Raw genomic sequence first — 14,897 nt, forward strand, 5'->3', positions numbered from 1 at the left:
GCTCGGCTGAGGATGGATGCAACCCGGCTGGCTCAGCCAGCCGCCTTGGCGATCGGAAGCGGAGCCGGATCAACCGCCCCAGAACCAGCCGTCTGCGCCAAAACGCGTCCGATCTGCCGCAGCATCAGGCTCGCGCGGTGGGCGCTGTAGTCCAGCAGCCAGCGGCTGAAGGCACTGGCGGCCATCGGCCGCGCGAACAGGAAGCCCTGCATCGCATCGCAGCCGAGCTCGGCCAGCAGCTTGCGCTGCGGCTCGGTCTCGACCCCTTCGGCGACCACGGCCACGTCGAGGCTCTGGCCGACGCGCACGACCGCGGTCACGATCGCCCGCGTGCCGCTGTCGTTCTCGAAATCGCGCATGAAGCTGCGATCGATCTTCAGCTCGTCGATCGGCAGCTGGGCCAGCCGGCTCAGGCTGGAATAGCCGGTGCCGAAATCGTCCAGCGACAGGCCGACGCCCATGTTGCGCAGCTCGTTCATGGTCGCGATCACGGTGGCGCGCTCGTTGAGGATCACCCCTTCGGTGATCTCCAGCATCAGCATCTTCGCCGGCAGGTCGTTGGCGGCCAGGATCTGCGCCACCATCGCCGCCAAGTTGACGTTCTGGAAGTTGATCGGCGACAGGTTCACCGAGATGCAGGGGATATCGAGACCGGCACGCCGCCACGACGCCATCTGCTGACAGGCCAGCTTGATCGACCACACACCGATCTGCTCGATCAGACCACATTCCTCGGCAAGCGGAATGAACTTGGCGGGCGAGACCTCGCCGAGCACCGGATCGTGCCAGCGCGCCAGCGCTTCGACGCCGTGGATCGCGCCGTCGCGGGTGCGGATCTGCGGCTGATAGTGCAGGGTCAGGGCCTCGCTGGCGATCGCCTCGCGCAGCGCGGTCGAATGCATCAGCCGCTCTTCGGCGAGCTTGTCGATGTCGGCGCTGAAGAAGCGGTAGGTCGCCCGGCCACCGCGCTTGGCCTTGTACATCGCCGCGTCGGCCTGCTTGATCAGGGTCTCGATGTCCTTGGCGTTGTCAGGATAGAGGCTGAGCCCCATGCTCGCCGACATCGGCACCTGCCGCTTGCCGATCGTCAGCGGCATGGCGAGCGCCGCGGTGATCCGCGCCGCCGCCAGCGAGGCCTCGAGCGGATCGCGGTTCTGCAGCACGATCACGAACTCGTCGCCGCCGAGCCGGCCCAGCATGTCGCCGGCGCGGATCTGCGCCCGCAGGCGGTTGGCGAAGCCGACCAGGAACTCGTCGCCGGCGGCATGGCCCAGCGTGTCGTTGACGTCCTTGAAATTGTCGGCGTCGAGGAAGGCGACGGCGACGTGTCCGCCTTCCGGACAGGCCTTGATGGCTTCGGCGATCAGCGACGGGATGCGGGCACGGTTGGGCAGGCCCGTCAGCATGTCGTGATAGGCGACCTGCGAGATCGTCGAGCGGACCTCCTGGCGCTCGATGGCGAGCGCACCGAGCTGGACGCAGGCGGCGACGATCTGCTCGTGCCAGGGGCTGGGGCCGCGGCATTCACGGAAGTAGAAGGCAAAGGTGCCGATGACGCGGCCGTCCTTGCCCTTGATGGGCGACGACCAGCAGGCGCGCAGGCCGGCGGCGAGCGGGCCGGCCTTGTAGGGCTGCCAGCGCGGATCATTGTCGATGTCGCGCGACAGCACCGGCTCGCAGAGATAGGCGGCGGTGCCGCAGGAGCCGACGTCCGGCCCGATCGGGATCCCGTCGAGGCTGGCGGAAAAATCGGCCGGCAGGCTCGGGCCGCCGAGCGGATGCACGTGCCCATCGGAATCGACGTGCAGGATCGAGCAGACGACGTCAGGGGCGAGCTCTTCGACCCGGCGGCACAGTTGATCGGCGATGGTCGTGATCGAAACGTCGGACGCCAGCGACGCCATGATCAGCTGCTGCAGCGAGCGCAGCTGCTTGGTCTCCCGGATGTCCGTGAGCAGCCCGAACAGATATCTGACCTTGCCCCGCCTGGTCCGGTGGGCCTTGACATAGGCGGTCGTCCAGATCTCGCGGCCGTCCTTGTCGTAGACCAGCACGTCCTCCTCGATGCCGCGGTCGTCCTCGAGGCATTGCCTCAGCCGGTTGACGATGGCGGGATCGGTGCAGGGGCCGGTCAGCAGTTCCTCGGCGCGGCGCCCGATCGCCTGTTCAGGCGTGTAGCCGAACAGGCTGGCAAAGGCGGCGTTGGTGTACAGGACGTTGAGATGGCGATCGGTGACGATGACGGCCCGGTTGGTCCGATCGGCGACCGATGTCAGCAGCGCATTGCGCTCGCGCATGTCGACTTCGGTGGTCACGTCACGAATGAACAGCAACGAACGGACCGGCTCATCCTCCCGGCCCGGCGGGAGCGCGCACAACGACAGGCGGAGGCGGGTCCGCCCGCCGTCGGCATGACGCATCGTCATTTCGCGGGCGTCGGACTGATCCGGCTCCTGCTGCGTGTCGGTCGCCTCGGCGCACGGGGTCGCCGCGATCAGATCCGCGGGGAGACCCAGGCTTTCGAGGTCGGCGCCGACCAGAGCGGCCGGCTCACGCCGCAGCAGCACCGACGCCGCCTGATTGGCGTGCTGGACGTGGCCCTGCGCGTCGAGAAAGAGAATCGCCTCGGAGGCACCGTCGAGCGCGGCAGAGAGCAATTGTGTGGATGCGGCCGGTTGAAACTCGCTTGCAAACATCGTTCGATTCGAGGCGCGCTGCACGTTTCGAGAGAAACGATCGGCGCTTTGGTTGCAGCGAACGGCCCGGCAGCTCGCTGGGACGTCACCTTGGGTTGATTGCGGTAAATCTGGCGAGCGCAGCGTTACAGCCACGTTAAGGCGCCGCCGATTTGGGCAATATCCTGCGACTGCAGGCGAGAAGGCTTAAGAATTCGATAGTCCGCAGGCGGGTTCTGAGTTCATCGATGCAGATTGGAACCCGACGAAGAAATGGCCCGGACCAGAAGGCCGGGCCATTGGGACTCACATCGTCGAGAGGTCTGTCGTCGAGACCTCAGTCGTCGATGCCATAGCGATGCAGATCGTTGCCGCAGGTGTCGAGCCACTTCTTGGCGCGCTCGACCGAGGCGCAGATTCTGCCGCACACCTTCCAGAACCGCGGCGAGTGGTTCATCTCGATCAGATGCGCGACCTCGTGCGCGGCGAGATAGTCGAGCACGAAGGGGGGCGCCAGGATGAGACGCCACGAGAACGACAGCGAGCCGGCCGAGGTGCACGAGCCCCAGCGGCTCGACTGGTCGCGGATCGACAGCCGCTTGACCTTGACGCCGAGCTGCTCGGCATAGCCGTCGGCGGCCTTCTGCAGGTCACGGCGCGCCTCGCGCTTGAGGAAGTCGAGCACGCGGCGTTCGGTGTGCTCGATCCCGCCGGCCACGCACAGGATCTTCTCGCCGCTGTCGCGCGTCTCGGTCCACACCGTGCCGCGCTCGCCGGCGCGATGCACGATCTTGTGCGGCACGCCGCGCAGCGGCACCAACGTGCCCGGCAGGAATGGCGCCGCCTTCGGCAGCCGGCCGAGACGCGCCGCGATCCACGCGCCGTGACGCTGCGCGAAGTCTTTCGCTTCGATGATGGTGCCGCGCGGAGGCATCGTCAGGATCGCTTCGCGATCCGACGGATGAATTCTCAGGGTATAACGTCGCGCACGACGGTGACGCCGCAATCTAATCGAGTAGATTTGCGAGCCGTGCTTGACGAGAAGACGCGAGGGTTCGGCGGGCCGCCGATAAAGTAGCGCGCGAGTGGCCATTTCTGTCAGTCCGGGGGGTAAGAACTCGCCCGGATTTTGCCATATCCACCGCCAGGGAAAGCGCTCGGCGCAAAAACAAATCATTTGCCCAACATACAGGGGTTCCGAAGGTTCCGTACCCCAGCAGTTGGGCCTCTCAGGCTCCCGAAGATATGAATTCAGATTCAAAAGCATCGCTCAAGGAGCGACGCCACATTCACTGCTTGAGTCACTCCTGAATTCCGGTTTCTACCGTCCCTTCAAAGAGTTACCGCGCAGCCGGATTCGGATGCGCGGTGAATGTGATTGTCGCTCATTCAGCCGCAATGGCGAGCAGCGACTTGGGATCGGCCGCCGACAACATGAAATCGTTGATGCGCGGCACGATCTCCGACTTGAATCGCGAGCCGTTGAACACGCCGTAATGACCGACACCTGGTTGCACGTAGTGAACCCGGCGATGATCCGGGATCGACGAGCAGAGTCCATGCGTCGCTTCGGTCTGACCGAGACCGGAGATGTCGTCCTTCTCGCCTTCGACGGTCATCAACGCCACACGCGTGACCTTCGACGGGTCGACCAGCGTGCCGCGGTGGGTCATCTCGCCCTTCGGCAGCGCGTGTCGGATGAACACCGTCTCAACCGTCTGCAAATAATATTCCGCAGCCAGGTCCATGACGGCGAGATACTCGTCGTAGAAGTCGCGGTGCTTGTCGACCTGGTCGCCGTCACCCTTCACGAGGTTGGCGAACAGCGCCTTGTGGGCGTCGACATGGCGGTCGAGGTTCATGCTGATGAAGCCGTTCAGCTGCAGGAAGCCCGGATAGACGTCGCGCATCACGCCGGGATGCGGGAACGGCACCTTGGTGATGACGTGGTTGCGGAACCAGTCGATGCCGCGCTCCTGGGCGAGATTGTTCACGCCGGTCGGATTGCGCCTGGTGTCGATCGGGCCGCCCATCAGGGTCATCGAGATCGGTGCGAACGGATCGCGCTCGGCCTCCATGACCGACACCGCGGCCAGCACCGGCACCGCCGGCTGGCACACCGCCATGACGTGCATGTTGGTGCCGAGGAAGCGCAGCATCTCGATGACGTAGTCGATGTAGTCGTCGAGGTCGAAACGGCCCTCGGCCAGCGGAACCATCCGCGCGTCGGACCAGTCGGTGATGTAGACCTCGTGGGTCGGCAGGAACGCCTCGACGGTACCGCGCAACAGCGTCGCGTAATGGCCGGACATCGGCGCCACGATCAAGAGCCGGGGCTGGGGCGCGCGCAGAGGGCGGGTCAGCTTGCGGTCGAAATAGAGCAGCCGGCAGAACGGCTTTTCCCAGATCGCGCGGACCTCGACCGGGGTCCGGATGCCGTTGACCTCGGTCTCGTCGAGACCCCATTCGGGCTTGCCGTAGCGGCGCGTGGTGCGCTCGAACAGCTCGCAAGCCGCTGCGACCGACTTGCCCATCTCGGTATGCGCCCAGGGATTGAGCGGGTTCTGAAACAGGATCTTGGTGGCATCGGTGACAGCGCGCGCCGGATTGAGCGATGCATGCGCCATTTCGTACATCCAGTACATCGGTGTCGTCAGGACCGGACTGCCTTCCGACGCCAGGGGCGGTGCACCGCCAAACTCACCTATCGGCATTCTCGTTCAACCTCTCTGCAACGCAGCATACTGCCGAATGCGTAATTAAGCGTCAATGCGGTGTTGTACGTGTCAACGCCGCAAAGCGACGAAATGAGCCCGGAAATCCACGGGAAAAGCGCAATTATTCCCCTGCCGCCAGCAGCGAGCCGGCGCGGCGCGCGCTGCGCAAAAGAGCAATGAATGCCGCAAACGACGCCAGCAGCAGGGCGGCATTGAGCCCGAGCGCGGTCAGCATCAGGTCGGACCGGAAGACGTGATCGGCCAGCAGCGCGCGCATGCCCTCGAACACGTAGGTCGGCGGCAGCGACCAGGCGACGAGCTGCAGCCAATGCGGCAGCACCTGGACGGGATAGTACACGCAGGCCAGCGGCATCAGCGCGAACATCAGGGTCCAGACGATGCTCTCAGCGCCAAGCCCGTTGCGCAGCACCAGACCCGACACGAAGATTCCGACCGCCCAGGAGGTGAAGATCAGATTGCAGAAGAACGCGATCAGCGGCAGCCCGAGGCTGTAGAAGTTGAAGTCGAAGAACCAGACCGCGATCAGGGTCATCGGGATGATGCCGATGGCCAGCCGGATCAGGCTCATCGTCATCAGCGCCAGCAGGAATTCGATCGGCGTCAGCGGGCTCATCATCAGGTTGCCGATGTTGCGCGCCCACATCTCCTCCAGGAAGGAGATCGAGAAGCCGAGCTGGCCGCGGAACAGGATGTCCCACAGGATCACTGCGCCGATCAGCGTGCCGCCAGCTTTGGCGAAGAAGCCGGCATTGGCGGTGATGTAGGTCTGCAGGAACCCCCAGGTGATGATCTGCAGGGTCGGCCAGTACATCAGCTCCAGCAACCGCGGCCAGGACGACAGCAGCAGGTACCAGTAGCGCAGGATCATCGCGCCGATCCGGTGCGGCGAGATGTGGAGGGAAAGATCGTTCATTGCGCCGCCTCCCGGTCGCGGCCGCGGGCGACGTCGAGAAACACCTCCTCGAGCGTCGAGCGGTTGTAGCGCGCCATGATCTGCGCCGGGCTGTCGTCGTCCTCGATGCGACCGCGCTTCATGATGATGACGCGGTCGCACAGACGCTCGACCTCCAGCATGTTGTGGGAGGCGAGCAGGATGGTGGCGCCGCGGCGCGCGCGATAGCGCTCGAGATGGCCGCGCACCCAGTCGGCGGTGTCGGGATCGAGCGAGGCGGTCGGCTCGTCCAGGAGCAGCAGCTCGGGATCGTTGATCAGCGCCTTCGCCAGCGCGACGCGTGTCTTCTGCCCGGCCGAGAGCTTGCCATTGGCGCGATCGATGAAGTCGGTCAGGTCGAGCTGCGACGCGAGTTCGGCGATCCGCTCCTTGAGGTGGTCCACCGCATAGAGCCGGCCGAAGATGGTGAGGTTCTGCCGCACCGTGAGACGCATCGGCATGTCGACATAGGGGCTCTCGAAGTTCATCCGCCCCAGCACGGCCGCCGCCTCGTCCGGCATGCTGTGGCCGAGCACGGCGACCTCGCCCGAGGTCGGCTGCACCAGCCCCATGATCATCGCAATCGTCGTGGTCTTGCCGGCACCGTTGCCGCCGAGCAGCCCGGTGATGCTGCCCCGGCGGATCGCAAAGGAGATGCCGTCGACGGCCGTCGTCGTCTTGTAGACCTTGGTCAGCCGCGACACGGCAATCGCGGGCGAAACCGAGCCGGAATCGGATGAGAGGGTCGGCACTGCGTCATCTTGCGTCATGGGAGGGGTTCATTGAGGCATTGTGCCGCAAACCGCAACAGGCCACCAACGGCCGCCCAGATTTGTCGCCGCGCCTGCGCGGCATTAGGTTCCCGTCATGACCGACGACGCCCTGATCATCGACACGCCCGACACCGACTATCGCCATCCGCGCCAGCGCGTCCGGCTCGACACCATCCTGCGGCTGCGCTGGCTGGCGGCGCTCGGTCAGTTGAGCGCGATCTTCATCGTGGTGCAGGGGCTGGAGTTCGACCTGCCGGTGGTGCCCTGTCTGGCCGTGATCAGCATCTCGGCGCTGCTCAATCTCGGCCTGCAGATCGCCTTCAATCCGATGCAGTTGCTGGAGCCGGCCCACGCCGGTGGCCTGCTCGCGCTCAACATCATCGAGCTGACGGTGCTGCTCTATCTCACGGGAGGGCTCGAGAATCCGTTTTCCTACATGTTCCTGGCGCCGGTGCTGATCTCGGCGACCGCGCTGCCGGTCCGCCTGACGATCATGCTCGGCCTGCTCGCCGTGGCCTGCGCCACCGCCTTGTTCTTCATGCACCTGCCGCTGCCGTGGGAAGGCGAGGAGCCGCTGATCTTCCCGCCGATCTATCTGTTCGGCGTCTGGCTTTCGATCGCGCTCGCGATCGGCGTCACCAGCCTCTATGCGTTCCAGGTGACCGAGGAGGCACGGAAGCTGTCGGACGCGCTGGCGGCCACCGAGCTGGTGCTGGCGCGCGAGCAGCACCTCACCCAGCTCGACGGTCTCGCGGCGGCCGCCGCGCACGAGCTCGGCACCCCGCTCGCGACCATCGTGCTGATCTCGCGCGAGTTGGAGCGCGCCCTGCACGACAACAGCCAGGTCACGTCCGACATCAAGACCCTGCGCGAGCAGGCGCAGCGCTGCCGCGACATTCTCGGCAAGATCACCCAGCTGTCCTCGATCGGGTCGATGTACGACCGGATGAAACTGTCGACCTTGATCGAGGAGACGGTCGCACCGCATCGCGACTTCGGCGTCGACATCAAGGTGCGCGTCGCGGTGGCCGCAGCCAAGGAACCGGTCGGCTCACGGAATCCTGCGATCCTCTATGGCGTCGGCAACATCCTGGAGAATGCCGTCGATTTCGCGCGCAACGCCGTCGAGGTGAACGCCTGGTGGAACAACGAGACGGTCGAGATCGTGGTGTCCGACGACGGCCCCGGCTTCGCACCTGATATCCTGAAGCGGATCGGCGAGCCCTATCTGTCGCGGCGGCCGAGCGTCGAGGACGGCCCGGGAGGTAACCAGGGCGGCGGACTCGGGCTCGGCGTGTTCATCGCCCGCACCCTGCTGGAGCGGACCGGGGCCAAGGTCTCGTTCAGCAATCGCACCTTCCCCGACCACGGCGCCGTGGTCCAGATCGTCTGGCCGCGGCGGCGCTTCGAGGCCAGCGAGGACGACGATGGCGAGGCGGAGCCGGAATGAAACCCGCGGGGCAGCCGCCCCTGGCGTGCTCCTGGCATACAGCGCACCCGCCCCTGCGCGGCGTCACGCCGCAGACTGCGGCAACCCGCGATCTTGGCAGCGGCGACTCGGCAGACCATATGAGGATGGACCAGATCGTCTCGCAACCATCGAGCCTTCTTCTCAAGGATATATGACCGTGGGCGCCATCGCCGAACTGACGAACCACCCGGACCGCTCTCTCCTCATCGTGGAGGACGACAAGCCGTTCCTGGAGCGCCTGTCGCGCGCCATGGAGACTCGCGGCTTCACCGTCACCTCCTGCGAAAGCGTCGCCGAAGGTATTTCACAGATCGGCAAGGCGGCGCCGGCCTTTGCCGTGGTCGACCTCCGGCTCGGCGACGGCAACGGCCTCGACGTGGTGTCGGCGCTGAAGCGCAAGCGTCCCGAAGCCCGCGCCATCGTGCTGACCGGCTACGGCAACATCGCCACCGCGGTGACCGCGGTGAAGATGGGCGCGGTCGACTATCTCGCCAAGCCGGCCGATGCCGACGACGTGGTCGCCGCGCTGCTGTCGACCACCAGCGAAAAGTCCGAGCTGCCGCAGAATCCGATGTCGGCCGACCGCGTGCGCTGGGAGCACATCCAGCGCATCTACGAGATGTGCAATCGCAACGTCTCGGAAACGGCGCGCCGCCTCAACATGCACCGCCGCACCCTGCAGCGCATCCTCGCCAAGCGCGCACCGAAGTAAGCGAGCGCTTGCTCGCTCCGGCGTCAGTGCGTCTTCACGAACGCCTGTAGCGCGTGGAAGACCGTGCGCCGCGGGTTGCGGCTGCACCAGTTGCGCATCCAGCTGTCGACCTCGGTCAGATCGAGCTTGATCTGCCGGCCCTCGTCGCCGCGGTCCGCATTGATCGCGGAGACGTAGCCCATCATCCACTGCTGATATTTTGATATGGCGTTGACGTAGGGTTCGTCGCCATTGCTGATCGCCTTGTAGGTGCCGGGCGGCTGCTCCTCGGCGGCGGCGATGAAGCGCTCGCAGGAATCGGCCCCCACGCCGAGGACGTAGAACGCCTTTTCCTCCGCGCGGACTCCAGTCGCGAAGAGCAGTGCCAACGCCAAGACCACCCGTCGCATCTGTCGTCCCTGTCCGCACCCCTGGGCTGGATACTGCTCGAACCTTAAAATTGTTCCGGCATGTTGCGCCCTATGCGGGGCAATTATCAGGCAAAGCCGGGGAAATTGCCGGGAGGCCAGACGGGTCGATGCTGTCGCCCTTGGCAACAGTCCTGAATCGGGCGCGGGTGCACGATAGGCTGATAGGCGCCACGATTCGCCGCTCGCGTCAGCTCTCCCCGGCCAGCCGGGAGAAATCGGCCAGCACGGCGGCGATCAGCTCTCGGTGCCTGGTATCCTGTTCCGCAAGACTCGCGGCGTAGAGGTTCAGCAGATAGCGCGCCTTCGCGGCAGCTTCCGGCCACGACGCAGCCGCGTGGGCGAGCAGGTGCTGCTCGAGAACCGCCTGGCGCTCGCGCAGGTCCCGTGCGTGAGTTTCGGCCTCCGCCAACGCGCGACGCAGGTCCACGGCCTTCTGCGCGCTCATCCCGCGGTGGCTGTCGAGATCGAACGGTTCGTCAGTCATCCGATGCACTCGCGTCGATACGCTGCGCGTCTGCAAGATCGGCCGAACTGATGGATACCATCTCGACGGCACCAGAGTGCGGACGGTCGGCGGGCAGCATCATCATCGTCGCAACCCGGCGGTAGGCAGCAAAGGACAGCCCCTCGATCATCTCTTCGTCCGTGACCACCTCATAGGTGCCTTCCGGCAGGAGACGCTCGATGCTTCTGATCCGGAACGGATGTCTGAAGGTGACGAATTCGCGCCGCGAGCGAATGCTCATCTGCGCCTACCTTTCGCAACAGGCCCGCTGTCGCTGTCGCAACCTCAAGGCTTCTACGAAGCATGCGCCTTGCGGCCGGCAATAGCCACCGCTTTCTCGTCAGCACGACGGATGAGCGGCTGGGCCGTCATCGCACCGTGTCGCTGCGCTTTGGTGCTCGCTATTACAGGAGCCAGGGTGTATCAATGGTGATCACCGCCATTCCGACGGCATTCACCGGTGACTGAGGGTCACGAGCGCTCCCGCCGCAAACCACGCGAGGGATAGCCAATGCCGCAGTTTCGTCTGAGCGAGTGGATCGTTCCACCCATCATCGTGCCGCTGCTGCTGATCCTTCTCGCGCTCGCAACTGCCGCGCTGCATTCGTAGGTCACACCGCCGTGCGCCCCGTCGGCGTTGGTGTACGATGGCCACCCGCCGACAAGGCAGTGGCGCCGCGCACGCAGGATCGAGACAGCGCCTTCGTTCGATGCGCTGAACCAGCTCCAACCCGAGTCGAGGAGACCGACATGGCCAAAGGTCAGCAAAAAAGCAATCGGGAAGCCAAGAAGCCCAAGAGGGAGAAGCCCAAGAGCATTGCCGCAGCGCCGAGCCAGAAGGCCGGAGCATGGCAGCCGGATTTTTCCAGCGACAAAAAGAAGCGCTAGGGGCTTTCCGGTCTCATCAGTCTGGATGGTTCTCCCGCACGCAAGGCCGCGCGCAATGCGGTGACGATGCGGCTGACCGTACTGGCAGCGCAAAGGACAGAGCATGGCGCGCGAAACGATCTATTTCGTCCAGGCGTTCAGCACCGGCCGGGGCGGACGCCCGAAAGCCGAGACGCCGATCGCCTGCAAGACGGAATCGAGCGCGCTCCGAACTGCGGAACGACTGGTGTCGAGCAAGGCAGGCGTCGTCGCCTTCTCGTCATCGGGCGATCCCGACATGGGCGACTATGACGATGAGCCGACGGTTTTCTTCCGCCACGGCGAGTTGCCGTCGGCTTTCGATTGAGATGCGCACCCGCTTTGCCGCCGGCAACCACCGCCGAGCGCCCCCTTGGATGACGTCCGCCCATCTGCGGCGCCCTCCGAACCTGATCGGACACACACATGATTGAGTTTCCAAATCACAGCCGCTCCTATGATCGCACGCGACGTGCCGTACGGTTCTGGGGCTACGACAGCGCGATCGAAGCGTCGTTCTTCGTCGACGAGGGCGCGTTGAGACGCCTTCAACCCGACACCTGTCCGGACGAGTCGGGCTTTCTGACTGCGTTCGATTCCAACCGTGAGCGCATCTGCGCCGCCGCCGCCAAGGTCTATGTCCGAGGAAGCCGGGGATCCTACGATCTCGTCGCTGCAAATTTTTGACGGCGCTGCCTGCGGATCGGCTCTCAGCGATGCGATGTCTCTCATCTCGAGAGTCGTGACCTGACGGAGCCTGCGTCACCTACCTAGGCAGGGAACCCCGTCCAGTGGAGCGCGCTTAAGGATTCTCTAGAGGTCCGCGTGGCCCTGCGGGTCGATCAGCCGGTTGATCCGTTGCGCCGCCGCGAGCCCGAAGCGCACCGTCATCAGCTTGCGCGTCGGCGCCGGCAATCTGTGCTCAGGCGCCTCGCAATGCAGGTGGGCGCCATAGGCATCGGCCACGATCAGGCCGGTGTCCTGCGGAAAGATCTCGCACGGCAGATCCTGCGTGAAGGCGAAGAACAGCCGGTCGCAATGCAGCCGATAGTCCTCCCATTTGTGATCGGCGCGCAGATCCTCCAGCGACGACTTGATCTCGACGATCCAGATCTCGCCGCGCTCGTTCAGCGCCACCAGGTCGGCGCGGCGGCCCGACGGCAGCGGCAGCTCGCTGATGGTGGCAAAGCCGAGCGAGCGCAGCAGCCGCGAGGTGCCGCGCGCGATCGAAAGCGCCGTTTCCGACTGGCGGCGGTCGACTGGGACGAGGCTGATTCTGGCGGCTGACGAGTCCATCGCTGCAGCATAGCCGATTCCAGGCGTCTCCCAAGCCCTGTTGACGCCCCGATGCGGGCCGCTGCAGCGCGGAGCCGCGGCGGAGCTCCGCACCGACAGCCGCCTTTTCACTTGGCGCATTGCGAAAAATCGGCATGCTGGCGGCATGAGCGAACAGAACCAGACCAGGGCGAAGGCCGGCGCGATGATCGTGCCCGTGACGCCGTTCGAGCAGAACTGCACCATCCTGTGGTGCGAGGCGACGAAGAAGGCGATCGTGATCGATCCCGGCGGCGACGTGCCGAACATCCAGGCGGCGATCGCGCAGGCCAAAGTCACCGTCGAGAAGATCTGGCTGACGCATGGCCATATCGATCACGTCGGCGGCGCGGCCGATCTGCGCGACCAGCTGAAGGTGCCGATCGAGGGACCGCATGTCGCCGACAAATTCCTGCTCGACAACGTCGTCGCCAGCGGTGCGCGCTTCGGCATCACAGGCGTGCGCGACGTGACGCCCGACCGCTGGCTCGAGGAAGGCGATACGGTCGAGATCGGCGAGCTCGTCTTCGACATCCTGCACTGCCCCGGCCATTCGCCGGGCAGCATCGTGTTCTTCAACAAGGACATGCGCTTCGCCCATGTCGGCGACGTCCTGTTCAACGGCTCGGTCGGCCGCACCGACCTGCCCGGCGGCAGCCACGACACGCTGATCCGCTCGATCAAGGACAAGCTGCTGCCGCTCGGCGACGACGTCGGCTTCATCTGCGGCCACGGCGCCGGCTCGAGCTTCGGCCAGGAGCGGATGACGAACCCGTTCCTGACGGGGATGGCCTGAGACGAACTACTTCAGGCCGGCCGCCTGCAGCGCGCGCTCGATCACCGCGGCCACGTCGATCACACGGCGCCGCTTCTGCGGCGGCGCCTGCGTCGGGACGGCGGTCGCGGGCTTGAGAACCGGCGGCGCGTCGGCCGGCGTCATGTCGACCGCCTTCGCGCCTGACGGCCTTGGAGCTGAAGGCTTGATTTCGACCGGCGTAACGGCCGGCTTCGCGGCCACCGCTTGCGCGACCACCGGCGCCGATGGCCTGGATCCCGGCAACTCGGTTTTCGGCTTCGCGGCCTTGCCGGAAGCAGACCGCGTCCCCTTCGCCCGCGCCGGCGGACGCGCCGGTGTCGGCTTGACCGGCGCCGCCTTGACCGGTGTCTCCGGCACGGGCTTGGCCTCGGTCGGCTCGACCGCGGCCGGCGCATCCGGCCGCCGCAGCATTTTCGTCAGGGCCGGCAGCGCCGAGATCGGCGACACCTCGGGAATGAGCTTCGTGCTCGGCGAGGTCGCGGCCGGCTTCGGCTGACGGATCCAGTCGGTCACGCCGAAGAACTTCGCGATCAGATAGGACGAGGAGATGCCGGCTTCGAGCAGGAACGGCCCGGCCTTGCCATAGCGCTTGTCGTTGGCGGCGACGCCGATCGGCGTGCCATGCGCCATGTTGGAGATGGTGAAGGATTCGACCATGGTCTCGCCATCGGCGTTCCACCACTGCTCGTGCGGATAGCCGTTGACCTCGCCTGCGGCCATCGGCGCCAGCGGCAGATGATGCAGGTCGAGCCATTGCTTGACGATCTCGCCGGCATTGTCCGGATGCACCGTGTAGTCGGCGGTGCCGTGCCACACCGACAGCTTCGGCCATTTGCCGCGATGGCTGGAGGCGCGGCGCACGAGATCGCCGAGCTCGCCGGCCGGCCGCGCCGGCGGCATCCGCATCTGCAGGATGGCGTCGCGCATGTTGCGCGCGGTGCCGAACGGCAACCCGGCGATCACGGCGCCGGCCGCGAACACCTCCGGATGCGCCGCCAGCATCGCCATGGTCATGGCGCCGCCCGCCGACAGGCCGGTGACGAAGATGCGGTTCGCATCGATGGCGTAGTCGGCCACCATGCGGGCGATCATCTCGCGGATCGAGGCGACCTCGCCCTGGCCGCGCGTGATGTCCTCGGACTGAAACCAGTTGAAGCAGCGCTGCGGATTGTTGATGCGCTGCTGCTCCGGCATCAGCAGCGCGAAGCCGAAATGCTTCGCGAGCGTCGACCAGCCGGCGCCGAGATCGTAGTCGGCGGCGCCCTGCCCGCAGCCGTGCAGCACGACGACGAGCGGCAGCAGCGGCTGACGCTGTGCCGGCACATGGGCGAACATCTTCAGACGGCCGGGATTGCTGCCGAAGCTTTCGACCTCGACCAGCGGACATTCCGGAGCGGGACCGGACTGTCGGTGGAAATCTGCGAATCCGGTGATGCCATTCAGCTCGCGCAGCCGTCGCAAATACTCAACATTTTCAGCGAGGGACAACGGCAGCTCCTTGGCAGTCACGGATCAAACCCACCATCACCCAGATGGTTGCTGCAGCGCAAAAGAAAAAGCCCGCGAGATTGCGGAGCTCGGCAATTTGATTGCGAATTTCGCTCTTGCTGCGATCTAAATGCCACGCCGACGCGGTTCTTCACGC

At 65.6% G+C, this 14,897-nt stretch carries 17 protein-coding genes; 7 read left to right on the top strand and 10 right to left on the bottom strand.

Annotation, left to right across the window (positions count from 1 at the left end):
- Positions 1-32: 32 nt before the first annotated feature.
- The 5 genes from ACQR1H_RS26250 to ACQR1H_RS26270 all read right to left on the bottom strand — a co-directional run bounded on the left by ACQR1H_RS26250 (position 33) and on the right by ACQR1H_RS26270 (position 7,114).
- Positions 33-2,696, bottom strand: a complete 2,664-nt coding sequence (locus tag ACQR1H_RS26250) for an EAL domain-containing protein (RefSeq protein ID WP_434882843.1) — start codon at positions 2,694-2,696, stop codon at positions 33-35.
- Positions 2,697-3,012: 316 nt separating this feature from the next.
- Positions 3,013-3,852: a M48 family metallopeptidase gene (locus tag ACQR1H_RS26255; protein ID WP_315803829.1), complete on the bottom strand. Its 840-nt coding sequence runs from the start codon at positions 3,850-3,852 to the stop codon at positions 3,013-3,015.
- 208 nt (positions 3,853-4,060) lie between these two features.
- Positions 4,061-5,389 (bottom strand): polyhydroxyalkanoate depolymerase, encoded by a 1,329-nt coding sequence (locus tag ACQR1H_RS26260; protein WP_315803830.1) that lies wholly within the window; start codon positions 5,387-5,389, stop codon positions 4,061-4,063.
- 124 nt (positions 5,390-5,513) lie between these two features.
- A complete protein-coding gene (locus ACQR1H_RS26265; RefSeq protein WP_316238011.1) occupies positions 5,514-6,326 on the bottom strand; it encodes an ABC transporter permease in 813 nt (270 codons plus the stop codon).
- Positions 6,323-7,114 carry an ABC transporter ATP-binding protein gene (locus tag ACQR1H_RS26270; RefSeq protein ID WP_434839915.1) on the bottom strand — a complete coding sequence of 264 codons (792 nt, stop codon included), beginning with the start codon at positions 7,112-7,114 and terminating at the stop codon, positions 6,323-6,325. Before ACQR1H_RS26270 ends, ACQR1H_RS26265 begins: the two co-directional genes overlap by 4 nt.
- 97 nt (positions 7,115-7,211) lie before the next feature.
- Here ACQR1H_RS26270 and ACQR1H_RS26275 point away from each other — a divergent pair, with 97 nt between their 5' ends.
- Both ACQR1H_RS26275 and ACQR1H_RS26280 read left to right on the top strand, forming a co-directional pair.
- Complete coding sequence (locus tag ACQR1H_RS26275; protein WP_316238009.1) at positions 7,212-8,567, top strand: ActS/PrrB/RegB family redox-sensitive histidine kinase; 1,356 nt, start codon at positions 7,212-7,214, stop codon at positions 8,565-8,567.
- Between the two features lie 178 nt (positions 8,568-8,745).
- Complete coding sequence (locus ACQR1H_RS26280) at positions 8,746-9,300, top strand: ActR/PrrA/RegA family redox response regulator transcription factor (RefSeq protein ID WP_315715137.1); 555 nt, start codon at positions 8,746-8,748, stop codon at positions 9,298-9,300.
- Between the two features lie 23 nt (positions 9,301-9,323).
- Here ACQR1H_RS26280 and ACQR1H_RS26285 read toward each other — a convergent pair whose 3' ends face one another.
- The 3 genes from ACQR1H_RS26285 to ACQR1H_RS26295 form a co-directional block, all read right to left on the bottom strand.
- Positions 9,324-9,689, bottom strand: a complete 366-nt coding sequence (locus tag ACQR1H_RS26285) for a hypothetical protein (protein WP_316238008.1) — start codon at positions 9,687-9,689, stop codon at positions 9,324-9,326.
- Positions 9,690-9,897: 208 nt separating this feature from the next.
- Positions 9,898-10,194: a hypothetical protein gene (locus ACQR1H_RS26290; protein WP_316215310.1), complete on the bottom strand. Its 297-nt coding sequence runs from the start codon at positions 10,192-10,194 to the stop codon at positions 9,898-9,900.
- A complete protein-coding gene (locus ACQR1H_RS26295; protein ID WP_316179156.1) occupies positions 10,187-10,456 on the bottom strand; it encodes a hypothetical protein in 270 nt (89 codons plus the stop codon). Before ACQR1H_RS26295 ends, ACQR1H_RS26290 begins: the two co-directional genes overlap by 8 nt.
- A gap of 62 nt (positions 10,457-10,518) precedes the next feature.
- Here ACQR1H_RS26295 and ACQR1H_RS26300 point away from each other — a divergent pair, with 62 nt between their 5' ends.
- From ACQR1H_RS26300 to ACQR1H_RS26315, 4 genes are all read left to right on the top strand, one after another.
- Positions 10,519-10,683, top strand: coding sequence for a hypothetical protein (locus ACQR1H_RS26300; protein ID WP_315803837.1), 165 nt, complete (start codon positions 10,519-10,521; stop codon positions 10,681-10,683).
- Positions 10,684-10,965: 282 nt separating this feature from the next.
- Positions 10,966-11,103 carry a hypothetical protein gene (locus tag ACQR1H_RS26305; protein WP_315803838.1) on the top strand — a complete coding sequence of 46 codons (138 nt, stop codon included), beginning with the start codon at positions 10,966-10,968 and terminating at the stop codon, positions 11,101-11,103.
- Between the two features lie 103 nt (positions 11,104-11,206).
- Positions 11,207-11,449 (top strand): hypothetical protein, encoded by a 243-nt coding sequence (locus ACQR1H_RS26310; RefSeq protein WP_315803839.1) that lies wholly within the window; start codon positions 11,207-11,209, stop codon positions 11,447-11,449.
- A 98-nt stretch (positions 11,450-11,547) separates the two neighbouring features.
- Positions 11,548-11,808, top strand: coding sequence for a DUF1488 domain-containing protein (locus ACQR1H_RS26315; protein ID WP_315803840.1), 261 nt, complete (start codon positions 11,548-11,550; stop codon positions 11,806-11,808).
- A gap of 126 nt (positions 11,809-11,934) precedes the next feature.
- Here the strand turns inward: ACQR1H_RS26315 and ACQR1H_RS26320 are convergent, their stop codons facing one another.
- The gene (locus tag ACQR1H_RS26320; RefSeq protein WP_434839916.1) at positions 11,935-12,417 is read right to left on the bottom strand and encodes an MmcB family DNA repair protein; all 483 of its coding nucleotides are present in this window, start codon (positions 12,415-12,417) and stop codon (positions 11,935-11,937) included.
- 145 nt (positions 12,418-12,562) lie between these two features.
- Here ACQR1H_RS26320 and ACQR1H_RS26325 point away from each other — a divergent pair, with 145 nt between their 5' ends.
- A complete protein-coding gene (locus ACQR1H_RS26325) occupies positions 12,563-13,231 on the top strand; it encodes an MBL fold metallo-hydrolase (RefSeq protein ID WP_434848385.1) in 669 nt (222 codons plus the stop codon).
- A gap of 6 nt (positions 13,232-13,237) precedes the next feature.
- Here the strand turns inward: ACQR1H_RS26325 and ACQR1H_RS26330 are convergent, their stop codons facing one another.
- Positions 13,238-14,740, bottom strand: a complete 1,503-nt coding sequence (locus ACQR1H_RS26330; RefSeq protein ID WP_434839917.1) for an extracellular catalytic domain type 1 short-chain-length polyhydroxyalkanoate depolymerase — start codon at positions 14,738-14,740, stop codon at positions 13,238-13,240.
- Positions 14,741-14,897: the final 157 nt, after the last annotated feature.

The sequence above is a fragment of the Bradyrhizobium sp. HKCCYLRH2015 genome (assembly GCF_051168215.1).
Classification (GTDB): Bacteria; Pseudomonadota; Alphaproteobacteria; order Rhizobiales; family Xanthobacteraceae; genus Bradyrhizobium.

Coding starts and splice junctions, on each gene's coding strand:
- ACQR1H_RS26285 (WP_316238008.1), bottom strand. CDS start 9,689: ATGCGACGGGTGGTCTTGGCGTTGGCACTGCTCTTCGCGACTGGAGTC.
- ACQR1H_RS26260 (WP_315803830.1), bottom strand. CDS start 5,389: ATGCCGATAGGTGAGTTTGGCGGTGCACCGCCCCTGGCGTCGGAAGGC.
- ACQR1H_RS26300 (WP_315803837.1), top strand. CDS start 10,519: ATGCGCCTTGCGGCCGGCAATAGCCACCGCTTTCTCGTCAGCACGACG.
- ACQR1H_RS26295 (WP_316179156.1), bottom strand. CDS start 10,456: ATGAGCATTCGCTCGCGGCGCGAATTCGTCACCTTCAGACATCCGTTC.
- ACQR1H_RS26255 (WP_315803829.1), bottom strand. CDS start 3,852: ATGATTTGTTTTTGCGCCGAGCGCTTTCCCTGGCGGTGGATATGGCAA.
- ACQR1H_RS26305 (WP_315803838.1), top strand. CDS start 10,966: ATGGCCAAAGGTCAGCAAAAAAGCAATCGGGAAGCCAAGAAGCCCAAG.
- ACQR1H_RS26310 (WP_315803839.1), top strand. CDS start 11,207: ATGGCGCGCGAAACGATCTATTTCGTCCAGGCGTTCAGCACCGGCCGG.
- ACQR1H_RS26265 (WP_316238011.1), bottom strand. CDS start 6,326: ATGAACGATCTTTCCCTCCACATCTCGCCGCACCGGATCGGCGCGATG.
- ACQR1H_RS26290 (WP_316215310.1), bottom strand. CDS start 10,194: ATGACTGACGAACCGTTCGATCTCGACAGCCACCGCGGGATGAGCGCG.
- ACQR1H_RS26250 (WP_434882843.1), bottom strand. CDS start 2,696: ATGTTTGCAAGCGAGTTTCAACCGGCCGCATCCACACAATTGCTCTCT.
- ACQR1H_RS26325 (WP_434848385.1), top strand. CDS start 12,563: ATGAGCGAACAGAACCAGACCAGGGCGAAGGCCGGCGCGATGATCGTG.
- ACQR1H_RS26315 (WP_315803840.1), top strand. CDS start 11,548: ATGATTGAGTTTCCAAATCACAGCCGCTCCTATGATCGCACGCGACGT.
- ACQR1H_RS26270 (WP_434839915.1), bottom strand. CDS start 7,114: ATGACGCAAGATGACGCAGTGCCGACCCTCTCATCCGATTCCGGCTCG.
- ACQR1H_RS26275 (WP_316238009.1), top strand. CDS start 7,212: ATGACCGACGACGCCCTGATCATCGACACGCCCGACACCGACTATCGC.
- ACQR1H_RS26320 (WP_434839916.1), bottom strand. CDS start 12,417: ATGGACTCGTCAGCCGCCAGAATCAGCCTCGTCCCAGTCGACCGCCGC.